A 23215-nucleotide genomic window follows, 5' to 3' on the forward strand; every position below is an offset into this window, starting at 1 on the left:
CCTCCAGTTTAAATTTCTACCTGAAATACGCCTTGTGGAGTAATTTCATGTTCTGACATAAATTGTACCACAGATTCTTCATTTTCTAAAGAGGTCATCCATGCCATTCCACATCCTGCTGTGATCTCTTTTGGTACTGGAATCAATCTTCCATCAATCTGATATTCTTTACAGGCACTTTCCATACCAATTGCCTGTGTTGTTGTCTCAAATGTGATCACCGTTTTTAGTTCTTTTTTTCTCATAATATCTTATACTTCTCCTAAGTCTCCAAAATTTTTCAAAAAAGAACGTTCAGCTGCTTCTTTGACTTCTTTCTGGAATTTTTCATAACGATTCAGAATATCCTCACCTTCTGGTGTAAGATGTGAACCGCCGCCTTGTTTTCCTCCAGATTTTCGTTCTACTAATTTCACTCCAAGATCTGCTTCGGCACGGTTTAAGATCTTCCATGCCTTGCTTGCCGCCATTCCCATGGATTTATATGCCGCAGATAGCGAGCCTTTCTCTCTTGTTAAGGATAATAACTGTGCAACCCCTTTTCCAAAATCCGGTTCTTCCATAAAAACCCTGACCCTAAAATCAAAATGTTTTGGTAAATACGATCCCATCTCTACCATCCTTTTCCGAATCCGCAGTTTGGATAAGTGCAGATCTTGCATCCAAGACATAATCCACCTTCTCCAAGACGAGCCAGTTCTTCTGCTGTGACTTTATCATCTGCCATAATTCTTGGGAGAACAAGGTCAAAGACCGTTCTTTTGGAATACATGACGCATCCTGGCAGTCCCATGATTGGAATTATCTGATCTCTCTTTTTATAATATGCAAGTAAAAACATTGCTCCTGGAAGAACTGGTGCTCCGTAAGATATGATATCAGCCCCTGTATTCTTAATTGCAAGTGGTGTCTTGTCATCTGGATCAACGCTCATTCCTCCTGTACATAATACCATTTCTGCCCCATTTTCGATAGCTTCTAAGATTGTTTTTGTTAAAAGTTCATTGTCATCTGGCAACTGTTTTGTACTGGTCACTTCTGCACCGTATTCTTTGATCTTTTCTGCCACAACCGGGGTAAATGTATCTTCGATTCTATGATAATATACTTCATTTCCTGTGGCTAAGATCACGGCTTTTTTCTTTTTATAAGGTAGAAGAGACAGAATTGGCGTATCTCCAACCCTGTCTTTGACTTCCTGCATCTTATCTTTTTCAATGACCAGTGGAATGATTCTTGTACCTGCCAGTTTGTCCCCTGCTTTGACTGGAGTATTTCCAGATCTTGTCGCGATCATCATCTGTCCGAAAGAGTTGACGGTAAATAACCTTTCTTTATCGATCTTTAAGAGTCCGTCATATTCGGCGGATAATTCAATCTTACCTTCCTTGACTTCTGACTCTTTCATACCTTCGTTCTTACATAGATCACAAAGAATCCTTGCTGCATCATTTTCATGAAGCATATCGTCTCCGGCTTCCCAGACGTATAAATGATCTTTTCCAAGGGATAACAACACAGGAATGTCTTCTTCTTTGACGACATGCCCTTTTCTGAATCTGGCGTCTTTGGTAACGCCCTTGATGATCTGTGTGATATCGTGGCATAACACAGTTCCCACAGCATCTTTTGTATCCACTAATTTCATTGTTTTTCACCTTCTATTTCTTATTTATTGATTGTAAATCCATAAGATTTGAAGACTTTTAATGCTTTTTCACTCTGTAAGAATTTTACGAATTTATCAGCTGCATCTTTGTTTTTACTTTTCTTTAATGCTGCAACTGGATAAATAACTGGTGTCTTTAATGCATCTGCTGGTGCCTCAGCTAATACTTTTACATCTTTACTGCTTGCTGCATCTGTTGCGTATACAACACCACACTCAGCACTTCCTTTTGCTACCCAGTTTAATACTTCTGTTACGTTTGTTCCAAAGCTTGCTTTGTCTTTTACTTCATTCCAGTTCTTTAAGTTTGTAAAGATTTCCTGTGCATACTGTCCAGCTGGAACGCTCTTAGGATCTCCTAATGCAATTGTATCAGCTTTTGTGATATCTTTAAAGGATGAAACTTTTGCATCACCTTTTTTAGGAACGATCAGTACAACTTTGTTTTCTAATAATTCTACAACATCACCTTTGCTGATGTATTTTTCTTTGACAAGGTTGTTCATCTGCTGCGTTGCTGCTGACATAAATACATCGGCTGCCATTCCATTTTCGATCTGGCTCTGTAATTTTCCTGAACTGTCGTAGCTTCCTTCTACCTTAATGTCTGGATTTTCTTTCTCAAACATTGGGATCAGTTCTTCTGTGTAGCATTTTTCAAGGCTCGCTGCGGCTGCAAGTGTTAATGTTGTTTTCTCCTCTTTCTTTGCTGCCTCAGTTGTGGATTTAGAGCTGTCCTTACTGCTTGCACATGCTGTTACTCCAAGAACCATGGCTCCTGCTAATAACACTGCTAAAAATTTCTTTTTCATTTGTAACTTCCTCACTTTCTTAAAAATGTTATGTAAATTTTTATCGTTACCTTGTTTTATAACGTGACTTCTTCCATATGCCCTCTTTGAATATGGTATTTTTTGTCACATAGATTTTCTACTTCTTTGCTGCTATGACTTACCAGAATTGCTGGTTTGTCTAATATTTCAAGCATATTCGATAATTCATCCTGCATCTGTTCCCTTAAATATTCATCTAACGCCGAAAATGGTTCATCCATTAAAATGACTTCTGGCTCACAGACAAGCATTCTTGCTAATGCCGTCCTTTGTTTTTGTCCTCCTGAAATCTGTCTTGGATATCGTTTTGCTAATTCTTCGATATGAAACCGTTTCATCATATCATTTGTCTTTTGTTCTATTTCATCTTTCGGAAGCTTTTTTGCTTTTAATCCTGTTTTGATGTTTTCTTCAATTGTCATATTAGGAAACAATGCATATCCCTGAAATAAATATCCGATTTTTCTCTTTTGTGGCGGTAGATTGATCTTCTTCTCTGAATCGTAGAGTACCCTTCCATCCAATACAATTCTTCCTCTGTCGGCTGTTTGAACACCTGCGATACATTTTAATGTAATACTTTTTCCGCTTCCAGAAGGTCCCATAAGTCCTGTACAACCTGTTTCTACATGAAGTTCTGACTCTAATGTGAACTCTTTTAATTTCTTTTTAATCTTTACTTCAAGACTCATAAATCTCTCCTTATGCTTCCTGCTTTTTCTTTTCTATGATCAGGTAAATATTCATAGCGGCTACAATTGCAAAACAAATGACTACGATCACTAATACATACTGATAGGCTGCATCCATATTTCCTGCTGCAACTTCAGAGTATACTGCAAGCGGCAAAGTTCTTGTTCTTCCTGGAATATTTCCTGCGATCATTGCTGTTGCTCCGAATTCTCCAAGCCCTCTGGCAAATGCAAGAACTCCACCGGAAATGATTCCCGGCAATGCGTTTGGAATCATAACTCTGAAAAAAATGCTCCACTCACTCATTCCAAGCGTTCTTGCCGCAAAGATCAGATCATCGTCAATCTGTTCTAAGGCACCTCTTGCCGAACGATACATTAGCGGAAATGACATCACAACTGCCGCAAGGATCGTCGCTCCCCATGAAAATGCGATCCTGATCCCTAGATAATCTTCAAACAGCTTTCCAACTGGACCATAAGAGCCAAAAAATACAAGCAGGAAAAATCCTGCAACCGTTGGCGGTAATACTAACGGCATCGTAAAAATTCCATCCCAGAAGATCTTTGCCGCTTCAGATTTACGATATAAGATCCATCGAGCAGCAAACAATCCTAGAATAAATGTAAATACAATGGCAACGATTGCTGTTTTCATCGATATAATGATCGGTGATGTATCCATAGATTATCTCCTCTCTTAGTTTCTTCCACAATCCTGTGTATTTCCTCTTAATGTATCTAATCCGTGTGGCAGCTGGTCAATAATAAAGGAAAGACTCTCTTCGACTGCCTTTTTGCTACCCGGAAGATTGATGATCAGTGTTTTCTTTCTTGTGACACTGACCCCTCTTGATAACATGGCTCGTTTTGTGATCGTCATAGACCCTGCACGTATTGCCTCTGCGATTCCAGGTACATTTCTGTCAGCCACGGCTAAAGTTGCTTCTGGTGTACAATCTCTTGGGGAAAGTCCTGTTCCTCCAGTTGTAATGATCAGATCAACCTGACGACTGTCACTTAAACGGATCAATTCTTTTTTGATCTGTGCCATCTCATCTGGAAGAAGGATTTCTTCTATGATCTCAAATCCATGTTCTCTTAAAATCTCACTTGCTTTTGGACCACTTGTGTCTACTCGTTCTCCTCTGGATCCTTTATCACTTAATGTGATGACTGCAGCCTGATATGGCATATCTTTGTCTGGATAAATAACTTTAATCTTATCTCCAACTTTGATCATTCCACCTTCTAACACTTTTGCAAAAATTCCTTCTCTTGGCATAATGCAGTCTCCCACACGTTTGTAAATCTCACAGTGACTGTGGCACTCTTTTCCAATCTGAGTAACTTCAAACTTTACATCATTGCAGATCAATTTTGTTCCAACTGGTAATTTCTTAAAATCAATCCCATAAACAAGCACATTTTCTCCAAAATCACCTTCGATCACAGATGCTCCTTTTTCATTAAATTCATCTACGATATCCGCACTTAAAAAACTGACCTGTCGGTGCCATTTCCCTGCATGTGCATCTCCTTCTAATCCAAAGTCTTTGATGACTTTCACTTCATTGATATTTTTCTTTACCGTTCCACGTTTTTCACTGATACAAACCGCTTTTATGATTCCTTCCATGTAAAATCACCACTCTTTCCACCTGTTTTTTCCACTAAATGAATATCTAACATGACCATATGTTTATCGATTGCCTTACACATATCATAAATCGTTAATAATGCAATCTGAACTCCTGTCAAAGCTTCCATCTCAACGCCTGTTTTCCCTGTTGTTTTTACCAGACAGACTGCTTTGATCTCTTTGGTTTCTTCTAACATTTCAAAATCTACTTTACATTTTGTAAGCATTAAAAGATGACACATTGGAATCAGTTCAAAGGTTTTCTTTGCTGCCATGATCCCAGCGACCCTTGCGGTTCCCAAGACATCCCCTTTTGCCATACTTCCTTCTTTGACTTTCGCAAAGATTTCATCATTGACTTTGATCTTTCCCTGTGCGATCGCAGTTCTTGTTGTTTCTTTTTTTTCTGTTACATCGACCATAACTGCATTTCCATGCTGGTCAAAATGTGAAAATTCTCCCATTGATATTATCCTCCAATTGTATACATCTTACTGTCTGACGGCTTGTCTTCAAAATGATGTGCCTGTGGTTTTTTGTAAATGATCTCTTCTAACACCTTTTTGATTTCTTCGTCAGAACTTCCATTTCTTAATAGTTTTCTGATATTCCCTGCTTCTTGGTAATAAAGACATGGTTTAACTCCTCCAGTCGATGTCAGGCGAATACGATTGCATCTGTCACAAAACTTTCCATGCAATGCTTCGATCCATCCGATCATTCCTTTATAACCTTCCATTGTTTCATAAACTGCCGGACCATTTCCGATTTTTTGTTCTACTTTATGAAATCTAATTCCTTGATCTTTTAGATTCTTTCTGATCTCATCTCGTGACAAAGATGATGTGATCTGTTTGTTTCCAAGTGGCATTTGTTCGATGAATCGGATACAAATTTTATGATATTTTATATAGTCTATAAATTTCTGGATATCCTCCATCGTTGTCTGTTCTGTCAGTACGGTATTGATCTTTACGTTCAATCCCATATAAGCTGCTTCTTTGATAGCTTTCATAACCTTTTCATAGCCATCATATCCTGTGATATTTTTATATTTTTCATAATCCATAAAATCAAGACTTACGTTGATCCCGTCAATTCCTGCTTCTGTTAATTTATCCAAATCTCTTGATAAAAAAATTGCATTTGTTGTTAATGTAACTTTACTTACCTTATTCATCTTTTTTAATTCATAAATAAAATCTGCGCAGCCTTTTCGTACCAATGGTTCTCCACCTGTGATCTTAAATTTGTCAATTCCAAGCTTAGTAAGAATCTTACATAATCTTAGGATTTCTTCATATCTTAAAATATCCTTATGAGATAACTTTTCCTCATGATCTGGGCGGCAGTAGGTACAATATAGATTGCAGCGGTCCGTGATCGATATTCTGGCATAATCAATCGTTCTTTGAAATTGATCTTTCATTCTTCTCTCCTGTCGTTATTCTCAAATGAGAATAACGATTGCTCAAAATCAGACAGGACAATCTTTCTTCATCTTAAGATCCTTCCTGTCTGTTTTATGTTCTATTCTAATATAATTGATTTCTCTTCTTTATCTTCTACATACCCAATTATTTTAGCACATGGGATCGTATTCTGTAAATCTTTTAATAAATTTTTTGCATCTTTTTCATCGACTGCGATCATCAGTCCTCCGGATGTCTGTGGATCGTATAAAATATCTTCCATGGCCCTCTTGATTTCTTTTGCTTTTGAGACTCCTGCACTTGCATATTTGCGGTTTCGATAGGCTCCTTCCGGGATCATTCCAAGATCTGCCATCTCTAATGCTTCTTTGTGATATGGAATCTCTTCTGTCATAAAATGGATCGTCACATTACTTCCCTGTGCCATCTCATACCCATGTCCGAGCAAACCAAATCCAGTCACATCCGTACAACTGTGAACATCGTATTTTACCATGATATCTCTGGCATATTTATTTAATTGTCTCATCTGATCATAAATCTTATCCATCACTTTCTGATCGATAAATTCTGCTTTGGCGGATGTTGTTAGGATCCCGACTCCTAATGGTTTCGTAAGAATCAAGACATCTCCAGGTTTTGCACCGCTGTTTGTCAGAAATTTCTTTGGATGCACAAATCCTGAAACGGATAAACCATACTTTGGTTCCTGATCATGAATTGTATGACCACCTGTGATGATCACTCCTGCTTCATATGCTTTCTTATAACCCCCGCGTAAAATTGCCTGTATACTGTCCTTTGGCATATCTTTTGTGACACACATGATATTTAAAGCCAATTTGGGATCAGCTCCCATCGCATAGATATCACTGATCGCATTGACCGCTGCGATTTCCCCAAACATTTCCGGATCATCAACGATCGGTGGAAAGAAATCCAGAGTCTGAACAAGTGCTGTATTATCATCAATTTTATAGACAGAAGCATCATCGCTTTTGTCGAATCCAACCAGTAATCGTTCATCCGATCTTGTTGGAATTCCATCTAATAACTTTGCCAGAGTTCCAGCTCCGACCTTTGCCCCACATCCTGCACACTGGGCAAGTTTCGTTAATTTTACTTCTGTTTCCATAGAAATTTTCCTCCCTTAAATATCTCTTTCAATACCTCTTAAACGTTATCTCTTGTCACATCTTTTAACCATTTAAAACTACGATACCTGATCGATGTGATCGGCACTTTGATCAATTCATCACTCATCAATAAGACATAAACTGCCGGTACACTCCAATGAAATACAAATGCTGCCAATGCACCTAACAAAATGGAGCATCCCCACATCGTTGATACATCCATGATCAGGCCAAACTTTGTATCGCCTCCAGAGCGGAAGATTCCAACAACCATTGTTGTATTAAATGCCTGTGCGATCACAAAATAAGACATCACGTAAAACATCATCTTCAGATAATATCTTGCAGCTGCACTTAGTGATAAGAAAGAAATCACAACTGGGGAAGCAATTAAGATCAATGCCCCGCCAATTACTCCCATAACCACACTTAAAATAATAAATCGTTTCGCATAAGCTCTGGCATGATCAAATTTCTTCTCTCCGATCGTCTTACCAAGATAGATTGCTGTTGCACTGGATAATCCAAAGGATACGACGGTTGCTAACTGTCTTGCCACCTGTGCCACAGAATTGGCTGCAACTGCAGAACTACCCATATGTCCAAGAACAGCTGTATTTGCTGATGTTCCAAGTCCCCACATCACTTCATTTAAAACAACTGGCAGGGAATAGACTAAAAAGTCTTTCACTAACAATTTGTCCTGATGTAGAAAATAATGAACTCTGAATTTTACATCTTTATTATAAATCTTTGCATAACCACAGACCAAAATCAATTCTACGATCCTTGCGATCAATGTTGCAATGGCTGCTCCTCGGATTCCTAATGCTGGAAATCCGAATAATCCAAAAATAAAAATTGCATTAAAGATCACATTACATAAAAATGATACAAGATAGACGACTGTCGCTACGATCACTCGTTCAATGCTTCTCATAACATATAAGTATACATTGGTAATTCCCATGATAATATAAGAGCATGCTACAATTCTTAAATATTTGACTCCTTCTGCGATCACCTGTGGATCATTTGTAAAGATTCTCATTAGGGATGCTGGAATTGCAAAGGCTGCCACTGTAAAAATTGCCGTTACGATCACTGCGGATCTGATCCCTAAGGCAAGAATCTTTTCAATCGTTGTTTTATCACCTTTTCCCCAGTATTGCGCGGTAAGAACAGTTGCACCTGACGTCAATCCAAATAAGAACAATACCATGATATACTGAATCTGACCTGCAAGGGAAGCTCCTGATAATACTTTTTCACTGACTTTTCCAAGCATTACAACATCGGCTGCAGTAACACCGACATTGATCAGATTTTGTAATGCCATCGGAACAACCAGTGAAAATACATTTTTATAAAAATCTTTCCAGTTAATATTTAAATCATTCAATCTTTTTCTCCTGTTCTTTTCATTTCCTCATAATAGAATATAGAAGCTTTGTCTGCTTGTCAAGCACGTGTTAAATGTCTGTATTTCATTTAGTATCTCCAAAAATTAAAAAATAAAAACCACTTAATAGAATCATCCGCAAATTCATCTTTGCAAGATTTATTAAATGGTTTTTACTTTTATAATTAGAATTTAATTTTTTGGCATGTATTATGAATATGTAGTTTATTCTTCGATCTTTAATGCTTCTTCGTTACTGATCTCTTTGCCGTCTTTTGTTGTTGCAACGTAATAGATATCACCTTGCGCAGGTTGATAGTAAATATCTAAGTTTGCAATTGTGTTCATTTTAACACCACTTGCTTTTAAATCTTCTTTAACAAGTTTCTCTGTGTCTTTTACATCCACATTACGTTCCTGAAACTGCACTTCGATTTTTGTTTTCATAATGCTCTCCTTCTTTTTAATTGTCTGATCTTTATGTTAACTCTTGATGTGATTATTATCAGATTTTATAAACAATATGTATATTGTATTTTCCATACCGTTTATAAAGCTATTATATACTTTAATTCCAATTTATTCAACTTGAATCTGATTTAGTACAAAATCTATGCCTTTACTTTTGCTTTTCTTTCTGCAATCTTTTTAATGATCACATCTGCGATCCATCCACATAATAATCCAATGATCAATCCACCTAAAACATCCGTTGGGTAATGAACATATAAATACAATCTTGAAAAAGCGATGAAAATAGATAATATCAAAGCCCCTGCTGCCACTTTCTTTTTTCCTGCAAAATAAAGTGCACTGACTGATGCAAACGATGCTGCGGTATGACCGGATGGAAAAGAATAATCCTTCAATGGTGTAACCAGTAACTGTACCGTTTTATTGATACTATAAGGCCTTGGTCTTGCAACGATCGGTTTTATGATCACATTGCAAATGATCAGATCAGCGATCAATGCCACTGCCATGTATCCTCCTGCTTTTCTTGTTTTTGGTATCAGTAATAAAATAACTGTCAAAATGATCCACACGATTCCTGCATCTCCAAGTTTGGTGATTGATGTCATAAATGTATCTAGGAATGAAGTATGGATCGTCTGAAGTCCGTCTAACATCTGAAATTCAAATCCCATAATGATTTAATTCTGCCTTTCTTTTTCATTTAAAATACCAGAGTTCCATCATTTGATCTCTGGCATTTTGCTATTATAACATAGATTCCTTGATTTTATCAAACATTGATAAATATGTTGTATCTTTGGCTTCTAAAATATGTTTTACTCCAACTTTCTTTAATTGTTTTGTTGTCTTTTCTCCGATACTGATGCATGGAATGTTTTCTATCCATTCCTTTATTTCTTCTTTTTTTATTTGATCAAAAAATCTTCGAACGGAAGACGCACAAGTAAATGAAATACTTTTAATATCTTTGATCTGTAGGTGGACATCAAAGATCACTTTCTTATTTTCATACATGATCTTTTCTTTTATCTGGCAAACTGATTCAAGTGTTTCTTTTAGTATTTCTCCACCAGATATTCCTTTACAATACCAAATGACATCATCTTTATTTACTTCCTGTTTCATAAGTTTGCAAAGATGGACTTCTCCTGCTTCTTTCGGCATAAGATCTGCAACAATTCCATATTCCATTAAAACATCTTTCGTTTTCTCTCCAACGACAACTATCTTTTTATCATAAAGATTTCTTAGATCCAGATTAGCAGCTTTCATCTGTTTCATAAAGCCATGAACTCCATATCTGCTTGTAAAAATAAGATAAGTAACTTTCGCTAATTCTTCCTTAGAAATCAGATTCTTTTTATAAGAGATCTCTCCTGTTTGAAATTCTTTGATCTTATATCCATGATCTTTTAATAACTGTGCTAATTTTGATGGCTGATCACCTACCTTTGTGACCAAATGCCAAGTTGTATCTTCTGGTTTTTGAATCTCTTTTTGAAGTTTCACAACATCTCCTACAACAATAACAGCTGGTGATGAAAGCTTTTCCTGATCTGCTTTTTCCTGAATTATATTTAATGTTGCAGTACATGTTTTTTGTTTTGCTGATGCCGCATTTGAAATGACTGCAACAGGTGTATTTTCATTCATTCCTTTTTTTAATAAATTGGTTGTGATCTCTTCTAATTTTGTAAGTCCCATTAAGAATACTAATGTCTCTTCTGACTTTGCCATAGAAGCAAAATTAAGATCAGACAGCTGATTTCTACGATCATGTGCTGTCACAACGCGAAATCCTTTGGAGATTCCTCTGTGTGTGACTGGGATTCCAGCAAGTTCTGCGGCTGCGATACAGGAACTGATTCCAGGAATGACTTCACAGTGAATTTCCTGATGCGCTAAATAAATCGCTTCTTCCCCACCTCGTCCAAAGACAAATGGATCGCCACCTTTTAAACGAACTACAATATCATATTGCAATGCTTTCTCTGCTAACAATTCATTGATCTGTTCTTGTTTCATTGTATGATGATGATTTTCTTTTCCAACATAGATACACTCACAGCCAGCTTTTGTCTCATCTAATAGTTCCTGTGGAATAAGCCTGTCATAGATCACGCAGTCTGCTTTTTTTAATATCTCTTTTCCTTTGACTGTGATAAGTTCCGGATCTCCTGGTCCTGCACCGATCAAATAGACAATTCCTTCCAACTGTTTTTTTATATTTTTTACGGCTGTTTTTGCTAAAGTTTCAGGGTCAGTCCCATAAACTTTCGTGTATGCCTGTTTGTTTCCATCTTCATTTCCAAACATCGCATCTAATCGGTATCCATCGTTTGTCTTCTGACATCTGGCACCTGCCGGGGTATGACAGCTTCCACCCATTTGTTCTAAGAAATTTCGTTCTGCACATACCTCGTTCATAGTTTCTTCGTCCGAAAATACATCTAACATCTGTTGTAATTCTTTCTGATCTTCTCTGACTTCCAACGCAAGAACTCCCTGTGCAGGTGCTGAGATCATTTCTTCTGGTTCCAGATATTGTGTGATCACATCTTGCATTCCAAGTCGTTTCAGTCCTGCTGCCGCAAGAATGATTCCATCTAATTCTTGTTCTTCCATTTTCCGAAGTCTTGTATCGACATTTCCACGGATATTGACGATCTTAAGATCTGGTCTTTGTTTTAGCAGTTGAAATGCACGTCGTTTACTTCCAGTTCCGATCACTGCTCCTTTTCTTAAATCAGAAAGGTTGGATGCTGTTCGAAGGATCAGTACATCTCTTGGATCTTCCCTTTTCCATGATTTTGTGAAAACAAGCCCTTTCGCTGGAGTTGACGGCATATCTTTCATACTGTGAACGCCCATATGAATCTCCCCGGAAATGATTTTTTCTTCGATTTCTTTCACAAACAGTCCTTTTCCACCAATCTTATCTAATGGTTTATTCTGAATTTTATCACCTTTTGTTTTAATCACTTCAATTTCAAAAGAATGCTCTGGATATGCCTTCGCCAATTTCTCCTGTACATACTTTGTCTGAATTAATGCAAGACGTGATCCTCTTGAGCCAATGATATATTTCATAGATCGGTTCCTTTCTTTGTGTCAATTCCAAAAAGCTGTTCTACCATCTTTTTATAATCTGCCTGTTCTTTCCTTGTCTCTAAATGTTTTAATTCCTGAATCGGTTCTTTGATCATTCGCTGCAAAGATGCATTTAATACTTTCTTCAATAACTTCTGTTCTCTTGTCCCAAGATCCATTTTTCTTGATAAATAGGAGTAGCTGTCTTCCACGATTTCTGTGCATTTTTCCTGAAGGGAACGGATTGTTTCTTCCATTGGAACTTGAAATAACCACTTGATCGTTTCTTCTTTTTCCTTCTCGATCATCGTAAAACTTTCTCTACAAAGTTCTTCCCGCTCTGACTGATTAGCTTTAGATATTTCTTTGATCGTATCCAAGTTGATCAGATTTACCTTTGGTTCATCTGAAAGTTTTGGATCGATGTCTCTTGGCGTTGCAAGGTCTAAAAATGTAACAGATTTTTCTGGTGTAAAACATTCTTCTTTTACAACCACATGTGGTGCTGATGTTGCAGAAACTACGATATCACATCGTTTCATGACCTCATATCTTTGTTCATATGAAATGATCTCAATTTCTTCAAATTCTTTCTGAACATTTCCTGCATGTGCCAGTGTTCTGCTACATAAATAAATCTTTCCTGCCTCGTATTCATATAGATAACGAAGAGCAAGAACTGCGGTATCTCCACTTCCGATCACCAAAATCGTTTTTCCTTTGATCATGCATGTTTTTTCAACTTCAAGGATTCCTATATAACCAACAGATACTGGTTTTTCGCTCATTTTAAACGTAGTCTTTACCTTTTTTGCACAGGTTACCGCATCTCTTACGACTTTATTTAATTCTTTTTTGCTAAATCCCATTGTTCTCGAAAAATCTAAGGCATCTTTTACTTGTCCAAGAATCTGGTCTTCTCCTAGTACCATGGACTCTAGACCTGCTGTGACTCGAAACAGATAAGAAACAGCTTTGTCTTCTTCGCAATGTCTAATATATTGCCTAATCTGCACTTTCTCAAACATATCGCAATAGATATCTTGTATTGCTTTTACCTGTGATTCCTTTTCATAAAAATAGTAGATCTCACTGCGGTTACAGGTTGATAAGATCATGACTTGTTCAATTCCATTTTCTTCTGCTTTACGGAAAAATTCCATCTTTTTCTGATCCGTAAATGAAATCTCATCACGAACGGCAAGATCTGCATTTTTGTAATCGATTCCTAGAAATCCAAATTGCATAAAGCTTCTCCTGCAAGTTTACACGTTTTCTCAATATCTTCTTCGGTATGTGCATCAGAGATAAACATTGTTTCAAACTGAGATGGTGCAATATAAATTCCACGATCTAATAAATATCCAAAATAATCTGCATATTGTTCCGTATTAGATGTCACAGCACTTTCAAAATCTCTGACTTTCTGATCTGTAAAGAAAACACTCATCAAAGAACCGATCTGATTCACACAAACATGTCCATTTCCTGCCTGTCTTGCTGCATTTGCAAGTTTCTTTGTTTTATTTTCCAGTCTTTCATAAATCTGTGGATCATCTTTTAAGATATTTAATGTTTCAATACCTGCGGTTGTTGCAACTGGATTCCCTGATAAAGTTCCTGCCTGATAAACTGGTCCATCTGGGGAGATCATCTGCATGATCTCTCTTCTTCCACCGTAAGCACCGATTGGCATTCCGCCACCAACAATCTTCCCAAGTGTTGTGATATCTGGCTTGATATTGTAATACTGCTGTGCTCCTCCAAGAGACAGTCGGAAACCTGTGATCACTTCATCAAAGATCAGTAAAGAATCATGATCTTTTGTGATCTCTCGTAAAAATTCAAGAAATCCTTCTTCTGGAAGTACTAATCCCATGTTCGCTGCAACAGGTTCTACAATGACTGCTGCAATCTCATTTTTATTTTCTTTAAATAATTTCTCTACAGAATCTTTATCATTATATTCTGCAACTAATGTATTCTTTGTATCGTCTTTTGGAACTCCGGCACTGTCTGGAACGGATGTTGTTAATGCCCCAGAACCTGCTTTTACTAGCAAACTGTCGGAATGTCCATGATAACATCCGCGGAATTTGATGATCTTATCTCTTCCTGTGAACCCTCTGGCTGCACGGATCGCACTCATGACAGCTTCTGTTCCTGAACTTACCAAACGGCTTACCTCCATGGATGGAATGAGTTCACTGATCAATTCCGCCAAAATTACTTCCTTCTCTGTTGGTGCTCCAAAGGTTAATCCGTTTTTGCAAGATTCCATAACCTTTTGAATGACCTGTGGATGAGCATGTCCTAAGATTCCAGGTCCCCAGGAACATACATAATCAATGTATTCATTTCCATCGGCATCAATGATTCGATCCCCTTTTGCTGATTCCATAAATCTTGGAGTTCTGTTTACCGCACGAAATGCACGGACTGGACTATTAACCCCACCTGGAATGTGTACTTTTGCTCGTTCATATAACTCTTTTGATCTTGTATCACTCATTTATCTTTCCTCTTCTTTCAGCCATTTTGCAACGTCTAATGCATGATAAGTAATGATCATCTTTGCACCGGCACGTTTTAATCCAACCATATTTTCCATAACGATCTTTTTCTCATCGATCCATCCATTGGCTGCAGCTGCTTTTACCATGGCATACTCACCGCTTACATTATATGCAACGATTGGAATATTATATTTCATGGATGCTTCTTTCATAATATCCATATAGGCAAGTGCTGGTTTTGCAATAATAAGGTCTGCACCTTCTTCGATATCTTCCCCGATCTCGCGCATCGCTTCCTGTCCATTGGCTGGGTCCATCTGGTATGTCTTTCGGTCTCCAAATCCTGGTGCGGAGTGTGCTGCATCACGAAATGGTCCATAATATCCTGATGCGAACTTAGCACTGTAAGACATGATTGGTATGTATACAAAACCTGCTTCATCTAAAGCTTCACGAATCGCTTTTACTCGAAGATCCATCATATCACTTGGTGCAATGATATCTGCTCCTGCTTTTGCATAACTTATAGATGCTTTTGCAAGAAGTGGCAGTGTTTCGTCGTTTAAGATCATGCCATCTTTCACAAGACCGCAATGTCCATGAGAAGTGTATTCGCAAAGACATACATCTGCAATGATGATCAGTTCTTCGTATTCTTTCTTAATCTGACGGATTGCTTTTGGTACAATTCCATCTTCAGCGTATGCACCACTTCCGACTTCATCTTTGTGATCTGGGATTCCAAAGATTAAAATTGCTTTGATCCCTGCTTCTTTAATTCTGTTAATTTCTTCTGGCAGGCGGTCTAGCGAATACTGGTAAATTCCTGGCATGGATTCTACTGGATGCTTGATATCTTCTCCTTCTGTGACAAAGATCGGATAGATCAGTTCATCAATTCTTACATGGTTTTCTCTCACCATATCTCTCATATAATTACTTGTTCTTAATCTTCTTGTACGTTCCATTTTACTGTTCCTCGATTTCACTCTGATTTTTTGTATATTTTTGAATGATTTCATTGATTCGTTGTTCTTCTAGTGAATCAATATCTTTTAATCCGATTTGTAATAATTCTTTATAAAATTCCTTGCGCTGCTGTTCTGTGGCAATACATGATTTTGCAAACGCTCTCAAACTTCCTAAGATCTGTGCGATCTGTCCTAATTCTTCCGTCAGATTTGGTTTAATCTTTTCCTTTAAATATTGCGTGATCATAGGGCTTTGACCACCACTTGAAAACGCCGCAACTACTTCTCCTTCTTTTACATAGGATGGAAAAATAAAGCTGCAATCTTCTTTCTGATCAACTGCATTGACCGGAATCTTTCTTTGCATACAGATCTTGCTGATCTCACTGTTTACCTTTGGATCATTGGTTGCTGCAACCACAAGTTCTGCTTCTTTGAAATCTTCCTCCATAAATGTTCGAAAGATTCGGCGGATCTTATCGATCTGCCGAATCTGGGGTATCATCTCTGGTGCGATCACGGTAACATCCGCTTCAAAATCTTTTAAGACTTCGATCTTACGAAGCGCGATCCTGCCACCACCGATCACGAGACATTTTTTATTCTTTAGTTGTACAAACATTGGAAAATATGCCATTGCTTCTACCTGTTATTGTAAATATTCTTTTGCGATTTCCTTGATACCTTCTGGATGTTTTGCATTCCACTGTGCATAATCAAGTCCTTCGCTCTCAACGGTATGTCCTAATTTTACAAGGAATTTTGGAATATCTTCTTCAAGGATGGTTCCTACTTCTTCTCCCATAACCTCTTTGCCCTGATAATCAGATCCATTGATATGAAGAACAAATGCAGAATGAGCAACTTTATCAATCACTTTCATACTTCCGTGGAATCCGATCTCTCCGATCTGGTGTGTTCCACAAGAAGACATACATCCGGAAATATGAATCTTTGGTAATGATCCATCTTTTAATCCGGCTTCTCTTTCTGCTTTGATCACTTTGTGTAACAGTCCTTGAGAATCTCTTAATCCAACCTGACAGATTGTTGCCCCGATACAGGATACCGATGTCTCAAACAATGTTTCTGCACCATCATTTGTGACTTCTGAAACTTTCTTTGCTTCATCTCCAGTCAGATTAATGATATACATCGTCTCATCTGGAGAGATCCGTGCTTCTACCTCATCCATATCTTTGATCACATCATAGATCTGTCCTAATTTCTCAGGTTTTGGGCAGCCACCAAATGGATGATAAGCAACTGCATATAATCCTTCTTGTTTCTGCTCGATCACACGTTTTCCTTCTGCTTTACTTTCATCTCCTTGTTTTGTTACTTCAGGAATCTCTACATGAAGATCTAAATCCTGTCCAGATGCGAAAACTTCATCTAATTTCTCATGGAATGCTTTGATATATCCTTCTTCTCCTAAAGTTTCCTGCATATAGCGAGTTCTGGCTCTTCCACGCTGTTTGTAATTTCCATGTGCGATAAATGTCTCTCGCATTGCACAGATATAATAAAGGATCTTCTCTGGTTTTACATTCTCAGCAACTTTCAGTCCAAATCTTGCATTATTGCCAAGTCCACCGGCACTGTAAACATCAAAGTTTCCATCTTCTCTTGCCACAAATCCAAGATCACGGAATGTTGCATGTGTCTCATTCGCTGGCCCATTTGAGAATCCAACTTTTAACTTTCTTGGCATGACTTCTTTTTTAATAAATGTCATTAAATACTCTCCAGCTGCTTCTGCATAAGGAAGAACATTAAAATATTCTCCTTTCTGCACACCGGATAATGGAGATACAGTAACATTTCGTGGAAAATCTCCACCACCACCCATTGTTACAATGCCATGATCTAATCCACCTTCCATGATTCCATAGATTGCTTCTGGCTGTAAGTTATGTAACTGAATTGCCTGACATGTTGTCAAATGTACTTTATCTACGTTATATGTTTTAATACTGTCTGCGATAAATTTTAATTTGTCTTTTGTTAAATGACCACCCGCCATACGAAGACGGATCATGCTTGCCTTTCCATCTTTCTGTGCATAGCTTCCGTAACCACCGGAGAATCCTTTATAATCTGCTTTACTTAATTCTCCTGCATAAAACCGGTCTGTCTTTTCTTTAAATGCTGGCAGGTCTTTTTTCCATTCCTGTGGATTGATCATTTCCATATGTAAAATTCCTTTCTGAATGTTTTGTATCATTTGTCTTATCATACCACATTTACATAGTCGTTTGAATGATTTCTTTCTTTTTCTACAAGAAATGATTCGATGGCTTCTGCAAGGTTTTTATGTCCTTCTTCATTCATATGTTCCATATCTGCCTTACTTGGTTTGGCTACATCACTTGCTGCAAGAAAATCACATCCGTATTTCCATGCAATCTTTAAATATGTCTGTTTTAATTGTTTGGATACTTTCACAGAATGCTGATCAAATTCGGGATCAAACCCTGGTTTCCATACATCTTCTCCAAGTTCAATTGGAGATACTAATAAAATATCGATCGTAGGATCATGTTTTTTGATCTGTTGGATTAATTTTTCGATGCCTTTTCCAATACGCTCTGCACTTGCATGATTGTATATTTTACAGTCATTGGTTCCAAGCATTAAAACCACCTGATCAAGCGGTGTGTGTGTTTCTAAAAGCATCGGAAGTACTTTCGCTCCATTCCTTCCATCTCTTGTTGCATCATCAAACACACTGGTTCTTCCGCATAATCCTTCTTCAATGATTCTATATCCTTTATCGTAAAGCTTCTCTGATAAAATACCTGTCCATCTTGTTTCTCTGTTATATCTTCTATTTGTACCGGGGATGAGTCCGTATGTATTGGAATCTCCGAAGCATAATATTTCTTTCATCTCTGTCACCTTCTTCGTTATATTTCATACAATTTTAATAGGAATAATATGATTATAAGGAATGAAATTGTACTTGTCAATAGGTTATGAACAGAAAAATACCTTATAAGATATAAAAATATCCTATACGGCATTATAGATTTGTGCTATTTTTAATTTAATTTTTCTCACAAGCACTCTGAATTATTTTTTTCCAACCATACTTTTTATGTTTCCATCGCTCCTCTTCCATTAATGGCTCATACTTATCACACTTAATCTGGTCAAAAATCGTTTTATCATAAATTTCCAAAGCAATTCCTGCCAAATATGCTGCCCCAATTCCTGCAACTTTATTTTTATCAATCCCTGCGTCTGTAACCAGTTTCTTTACAACATAAATCGTATTTTGATAGATTTCTTCCTGATTATGTGATACCCATCCAAGATCATTAAATAAAAAAAATGGCTTTATATCATATTTTGCATATAATATAAAACCATTTTTTCGTTATTATTATATAAGTTAATTTATAAAGGGCTTAGTCATGCTTCTTCCCAAACAATAAACTTACGATCACACTTAAAACAATCGTGATCACCATATCAGGAAGTGTGTTTCCAAGGATCGTATCGACACCCATCAGCCAGCGGTATGCAATAAAGCCAACAACCCATACAAGCATGTTCTGAATGCATACAGATTTTCTTGAAAAATCCTGATGAAGGATAAAGAAATCTGCGATCTGTACGGCGATCATTGGTGCAAAGACTGAACCGATCAGATATAAGAAATCTGTGATGTCATCCATTGGATAAACAATGGCTCCAATGATTCCGATCACTGTTGCTGCAACTGCGATCCATTTTCCATTGATATTCTTAGATAAAGATTCACTGGAAATTCCAGCAGACCATGCATCTAAGAATGTTGTTGTTACGGTTGAGAATACGATAATTAATAATCCTGCGATTCCAAGTCCGGCTTTTACCATGATCTGTGCGATATCAGATTCTCCTGTGAAAATAGAGATTCCCATACCGATCACATACATCCAACAGCTGACTAATCCATAGACGATCACGCTTGCCCATGTTGCTTTTGTTGGTTCTTTTGCTTCTCTTGTGTAGTCACTGATCAATGGAAGCCATGATAATGGCATAGCTACCGCAAGTTCTACAGCTGCGCCAAATGTTAATCCATCGTTTGCAACCGTATTTAATGATCCATGTCCAAAAATGATAAAGCTTAATACAACGGTTAAGATAAATAAAGCTGCCATTGCAACCGTATTAATCTTTCCTAAACTTTCAATTCCAACTAAGATCCAGATGATGATCAGTCCTCCGATCACAACTGGCCATACCCAGTTTGCCACATGAAAGATTCCTGCTGCCGCTAATGATCCATCATAAATCATGATGGCTGTCCATCCAACTAACTGTAAAATATTTAATACTGCAAATAACAAAGCTCCTGTTGATCCAAAGCTCATTTTTACAGTTTCCATTGCGCTTTTTCTTGTCTTTCCACCAATAAATCCGGCAAAAAACATCATTCCACATCCAATGATGTGTCCAATGATGATCGCTAATAATCCTTTGGTAAACCCTAAAGGTGCGAAACTTGTACCTGTTAAAATTTCTGCTAATGAAACTCCTGCTCCAAACCAAATCAGTCCGTTTTCAAAGATTGATGTTCTTCTGCTTCCCATCACTTATGCCTCCTCTTTCCATTCATCTTTTAAATCAAACGCATGATTCATTGGTCCACTTCCAGCTCCTAAATCTAACATATCTGCTAAAGCTCTTGAAATATAATCTTTTGCTCTTTGTACAGAAGTCTTAAGATCAAAACCTTTGGCAAGATTTGCTGCGATGGCACTAGAAAGAGTACATCCTGTTCCGTGTGTGTTTGGGTTGTTGATCCTCTTTCCTTTAAACCAAGAAACTTCTTCTTTTGTATATAATAAGTCATTGGCATCGTTGATGTTATGACCACCTTTTAATAAGACAGCACATCCAAGATCTTCATAGATTGCTTTTGCCGCTGCTACCATATCTTCTTCCGTGTGAATCTCCATACCACAAAGAATCTCTGCTTCTGGAATATTGGGTGTGATTACCGTTGCAATCGGTAATAGTTCTTTCTTTAATGTATCTACAGCATCTTCTTCTAATAATCTTGATCCACTCGTTGCTACCATCACTGGATCAACAACGATATTTTCCGCTTTATAATGCTGTAATCTCTCTGCGATCATTTTGATCAGTCCACTCGAGGAAACCATTCCAATCTTGACTGCATCTGGTCTGATGTCTTCAAAGACTGCGTCGATCTGTTTCTTTAAAAACTCTGGATCTGCTTCTAAGATTCCTGTTACGCCGGTTGTATTCTGGGCTGTCAGTGCTGTAATGGCGCTCATTGCAAATACACCATTCATTGTCATAGTCTTTAAGTCAGCCTGAACTCCAGCGCCTCCACTGGAATCACTTCCAGCGATTGATAATGCTGTTCTCATAAGTATCTCTCCTTTTCTCTTATGCATTATTTTTGTATTGCGATCAAAAGTGGTGCCCCCAATTGACCGCATTGTTTTATAGGCTGTTTTCTCATAAAATTTACTTGCCTATAAACACAAAAAAACGGAAAGCTACTGATTTAGTAACTTTCCGTATATTCGCGATTCATGATCTTCGTTTCCTACGCTGGCATTACCCAAATCAGGTTCAAAGGTCGAAAGTTTTACTTTCCTCTCAGCCTGTTTCACAAGCTCCCTGTTTTTATTTCTTTGTTATTATAGATCAAATCGTTTGAATTTTCAAGTTTTTGTATACAAACTTTAAATTTCTTTTCCTTTTGTTGCGATCACATGAACAATAAATGGAACAAACAGTGTGATAAATGCTGCGTATCCAAGGTATGCATATCCCTGTTTTACAACGGCTAATAATCCAAACTGTGCAATGGCAAAAGCTAAGAATGTAAAAATAAAAGTTGCAATGGCATTTCTTACTAAAGTTACTTATTTTTTGTAACAAATGCTATTTCTTTTTATGAAGCAATCTTTTGTATATATGTTATATTCTTATTCGTCGTCATCACTAACGATCACTGGCTCTTTCTCCACCACCTGCTGTGGTTTCATTGCCTGATTCACAACTGGTGCTAATAATACTTTTCCTGTTCCACGGTATACATTTACCAGACCTTCACCACTCACTGCAGAACCAAGCAAAGATCTTCCTGCTCGTTCTACCGTAAAGTCAAGACTTCCACTCCATGCAATTGCAAGGTTTCCGTCAATCTTTATAACATCATCTTCTAATGTGATTTCCACTAATTCTTCTCTTGGGCAATCGGATTCCAGACAGACAACTCCGCTTCCTTTTAATCCTAGGTTGAAGAATCCTTCACCACCTGCAAATGCAGAAGAGAACGTCTTTCTTCTGACTGCTTTTTGTTTCAGTGTAGATTCACAGGCTAAAAATAAACCATCATCTAATACGATCGAATTACCCCATTCGTCAAGATCTAATAAAATGATATGTTTATATGTAGGTTCCAAAACAAGAGTTCCCTCTCCTGTATATTCTGGCTTAATCGCAGATTCTCCCGTTACTTTTCCCCGGATTGTCTTGGATAAGAAATCTCCTGCTCCTTTGATTCCTGTTGTCGCAGAGACATCTCCTGCCATCCACTGCATGGCACCTGCCTGAATTGTTACATTTCCTTTAGATAATTCGCATTTAAGCTGACGTTTTCTTACGTTCATCTGACTGCAGAAGAATGCTAACTGGGCATCTTCTGGCATAACACTTAAGTCTCTCTGATATTCGATGACTTCAAATGGTCCTGACTGGTCGATGATCTTTACGTCGTCGTTGTCACTGAAATTGCTGATTTTGTACATAATCTTTCCCTTTCCTGTTATTTTAAAGAAACGTTTCTTAACTATTGCTCTAATTTATTGTTCATTTTAATATCAGTTTACCATATTCCTTTTTCATCCACAAATGAAACTATTTGTATCAAAACATGTCTATCATTTCTTGTTGAGACTCTTTATCATTAAGTGTTTTTTTGGGGGGCTATCTGGACATATGAAATATATTGTTTATAATATTATTTAAAAATAAAACTTTAAGGATTTTTATTATGGGAGGGAATTATTATGGAACATATTATCGTTTTATTTATCTTGGCTTTATGCTTTTTTTCATTTTTTTACTTTTTATATCATGTACTGGTAAAATTACAGAACAAAGAAAACTTTTCAGATGAGTATAAATTGATGGTTGCTTCTATTGTTATTTTTGTTTTTATATTGTTGATATAAAATTTTCTTAAATAAAAAACAGACCTTATAAAACTTTAGGTCTGTTTTTAATTTATACAACTGTTTCTATAATATATTCTCCTTTATAATCAATAATAATATCTGTTCTTTTATTATCTCTCGTTCGTGCTTCAATATAATAA

24 protein-coding genes and 1 riboswitch are annotated in these 23215 nt (G+C 37.2%); all 24 genes read right to left on the reverse strand.

Going from position 1 to position 23215, the window contains the following annotated elements; all coding sequences use genetic code 11:
- Positions 1 to 8: 8 nt before the first annotated feature.
- The 24 genes from KE503_RS11310 to KE503_RS11425 all read right to left on the reverse strand — a co-directional run bounded on the left by KE503_RS11310 (position 9) and on the right by KE503_RS11425 (position 22646).
- Positions 9 to 245 (reverse strand): DUF3343 domain-containing protein, encoded by a 237-nt coding sequence (locus KE503_RS11310; protein WP_212385259.1) that lies wholly within the window; start codon positions 243 to 245, stop codon positions 9 to 11.
- 6 nt (positions 246 to 251) lie between these two features.
- A complete protein-coding gene (locus tag KE503_RS11315) occupies positions 252 to 611 on the reverse strand; it encodes a winged helix-turn-helix domain-containing protein (protein WP_212385260.1) in 360 nt (119 codons plus the stop codon).
- Between the two features lie 2 nt (positions 612 to 613).
- The gene (locus KE503_RS11320) at positions 614 to 1648 is read right to left on the reverse strand and encodes a molybdopterin-binding protein (protein ID WP_212385261.1); all 1035 of its coding nucleotides are present in this window, start codon (positions 1646 to 1648) and stop codon (positions 614 to 616) included.
- A 20-nt stretch (positions 1649 to 1668) separates the two neighbouring features.
- Positions 1669 to 2481, reverse strand: a complete 813-nt coding sequence (gene modA / locus KE503_RS11325; RefSeq protein ID WP_212385262.1) for a molybdate ABC transporter substrate-binding protein — start codon at positions 2479 to 2481, stop codon at positions 1669 to 1671.
- Between the two features lie 56 nt (positions 2482 to 2537).
- A complete protein-coding gene (locus KE503_RS11330; protein WP_212385263.1) occupies positions 2538 to 3194 on the reverse strand; it encodes a sulfate/molybdate ABC transporter ATP-binding protein in 657 nt (218 codons plus the stop codon).
- Between the two features lie 10 nt (positions 3195 to 3204).
- Positions 3205 to 3879 (reverse strand): molybdate ABC transporter permease subunit, encoded by a 675-nt coding sequence (gene modB / locus KE503_RS11335; protein ID WP_212385264.1) that lies wholly within the window; start codon positions 3877 to 3879, stop codon positions 3205 to 3207.
- Positions 3880 to 3894: 15 nt separating this feature from the next.
- Positions 3895 to 4833, reverse strand: a complete 939-nt coding sequence (locus KE503_RS11340; RefSeq protein ID WP_212385265.1) for an MOSC domain-containing protein — start codon at positions 4831 to 4833, stop codon at positions 3895 to 3897.
- Entirely contained in the window at positions 4818 to 5300 is a 483-nt protein-coding gene (gene moaC, locus KE503_RS11345; protein WP_212385266.1) for a cyclic pyranopterin monophosphate synthase MoaC, read from the reverse strand. The genes KE503_RS11340 and moaC overlap by 16 nt, the downstream gene beginning before the upstream one ends.
- Before the next feature lie 5 nt (positions 5301 to 5305).
- Positions 5306 to 6265, reverse strand: coding sequence for a GTP 3',8-cyclase MoaA (gene moaA, locus KE503_RS11350; RefSeq protein WP_147604451.1), 960 nt, complete (start codon positions 6263 to 6265; stop codon positions 5306 to 5308).
- 101 nt (positions 6266 to 6366) lie between these two features.
- The gene (gene selD, locus KE503_RS11355) at positions 6367 to 7404 is read right to left on the reverse strand and encodes a selenide, water dikinase SelD (RefSeq protein WP_147604450.1); all 1038 of its coding nucleotides are present in this window, start codon (positions 7402 to 7404) and stop codon (positions 6367 to 6369) included.
- Between the two features lie 38 nt (positions 7405 to 7442).
- A complete protein-coding gene (locus tag KE503_RS11360) occupies positions 7443 to 8807 on the reverse strand; it encodes an MATE family efflux transporter (RefSeq protein ID WP_022375685.1) in 1365 nt (454 codons plus the stop codon).
- A 225-nt stretch (positions 8808 to 9032) separates the two neighbouring features.
- Complete coding sequence (locus tag KE503_RS11365; protein ID WP_262568599.1) at positions 9033 to 9275, reverse strand: DUF6465 family protein; 243 nt, start codon at positions 9273 to 9275, stop codon at positions 9033 to 9035.
- 143 nt (positions 9276 to 9418) lie between these two features.
- Positions 9419 to 9955, reverse strand: coding sequence for a phosphatase PAP2 family protein (locus KE503_RS11370; RefSeq protein ID WP_212385267.1), 537 nt, complete (start codon positions 9953 to 9955; stop codon positions 9419 to 9421).
- Between the two features lie 73 nt (positions 9956 to 10028).
- Entirely contained in the window at positions 10029 to 12374 is a 2346-nt protein-coding gene (hemC, locus tag KE503_RS11375) for a hydroxymethylbilane synthase (RefSeq protein WP_212385268.1), read from the reverse strand.
- Positions 12371 to 13621, reverse strand: coding sequence for a glutamyl-tRNA reductase (hemA, locus tag KE503_RS11380; protein ID WP_212385269.1), 1251 nt, complete (start codon positions 13619 to 13621; stop codon positions 12371 to 12373). The genes hemC and hemA overlap by 4 nt, the downstream gene beginning before the upstream one ends.
- The gene (gene hemL, locus KE503_RS11385) at positions 13603 to 14886 is read right to left on the reverse strand and encodes a glutamate-1-semialdehyde 2,1-aminomutase (protein WP_022375690.1); all 1284 of its coding nucleotides are present in this window, start codon (positions 14884 to 14886) and stop codon (positions 13603 to 13605) included. The genes hemA and hemL overlap by 19 nt, the downstream gene beginning before the upstream one ends.
- A complete protein-coding gene (gene hemB, locus KE503_RS11390; RefSeq protein WP_212385270.1) occupies positions 14887 to 15858 on the reverse strand; it encodes a porphobilinogen synthase in 972 nt (323 codons plus the stop codon).
- Between the two features lies 1 nt (position 15859).
- A complete protein-coding gene (locus KE503_RS11395; protein ID WP_212385271.1) occupies positions 15860 to 16498 on the reverse strand; it encodes a precorrin-2 dehydrogenase/sirohydrochlorin ferrochelatase family protein in 639 nt (212 codons plus the stop codon).
- Between the two features lie 12 nt (positions 16499 to 16510).
- On the reverse strand, positions 16511 to 18055 hold the full coding sequence (locus tag KE503_RS11400; RefSeq protein WP_212385272.1) for a nitrite/sulfite reductase: 1545 nt from the start codon (positions 18053 to 18055) through the stop codon (positions 16511 to 16513).
- A gap of 41 nt (positions 18056 to 18096) precedes the next feature.
- The gene (locus KE503_RS11405; protein ID WP_022375694.1) at positions 18097 to 18753 is read right to left on the reverse strand and encodes a GDSL-type esterase/lipase family protein; all 657 of its coding nucleotides are present in this window, start codon (positions 18751 to 18753) and stop codon (positions 18097 to 18099) included.
- Between the two features lie 157 nt (positions 18754 to 18910).
- Entirely contained in the window at positions 18911 to 19060 is a 150-nt protein-coding gene (locus KE503_RS11410; protein WP_212385273.1) for a hypothetical protein, read from the reverse strand.
- Between the two features lie 214 nt (positions 19061 to 19274).
- Positions 19275 to 20447 (reverse strand): putative hydroxymethylpyrimidine transporter CytX, encoded by a 1173-nt coding sequence (cytX, locus tag KE503_RS11415; protein ID WP_212385274.1) that lies wholly within the window; start codon positions 20445 to 20447, stop codon positions 19275 to 19277.
- A 3-nt stretch (positions 20448 to 20450) separates the two neighbouring features.
- Entirely contained in the window at positions 20451 to 21254 is an 804-nt protein-coding gene (gene thiD, locus KE503_RS11420; RefSeq protein ID WP_055196965.1) for a bifunctional hydroxymethylpyrimidine kinase/phosphomethylpyrimidine kinase, read from the reverse strand.
- Positions 21255 to 21416: 162 nt separating this feature from the next.
- Positions 21417 to 21522: riboswitch (TPP riboswitch) on the reverse strand.
- Positions 21523 to 21821: 299 nt separating this feature from the next.
- Complete coding sequence (locus KE503_RS11425; RefSeq protein ID WP_212385275.1) at positions 21822 to 22646, reverse strand: AIM24 family protein; 825 nt, start codon at positions 22644 to 22646, stop codon at positions 21822 to 21824.
- Positions 22647 to 23215: the final 569 nt, after the last annotated feature.

It is taken from the genome of Anaerostipes sp. Marseille-Q3525 (assembly GCF_018223505.1).
GTDB classification, from domain to species: domain Bacteria; phylum Bacillota; class Clostridia; order Lachnospirales; family Lachnospiraceae; genus Anaerostipes; species Anaerostipes amylophilus.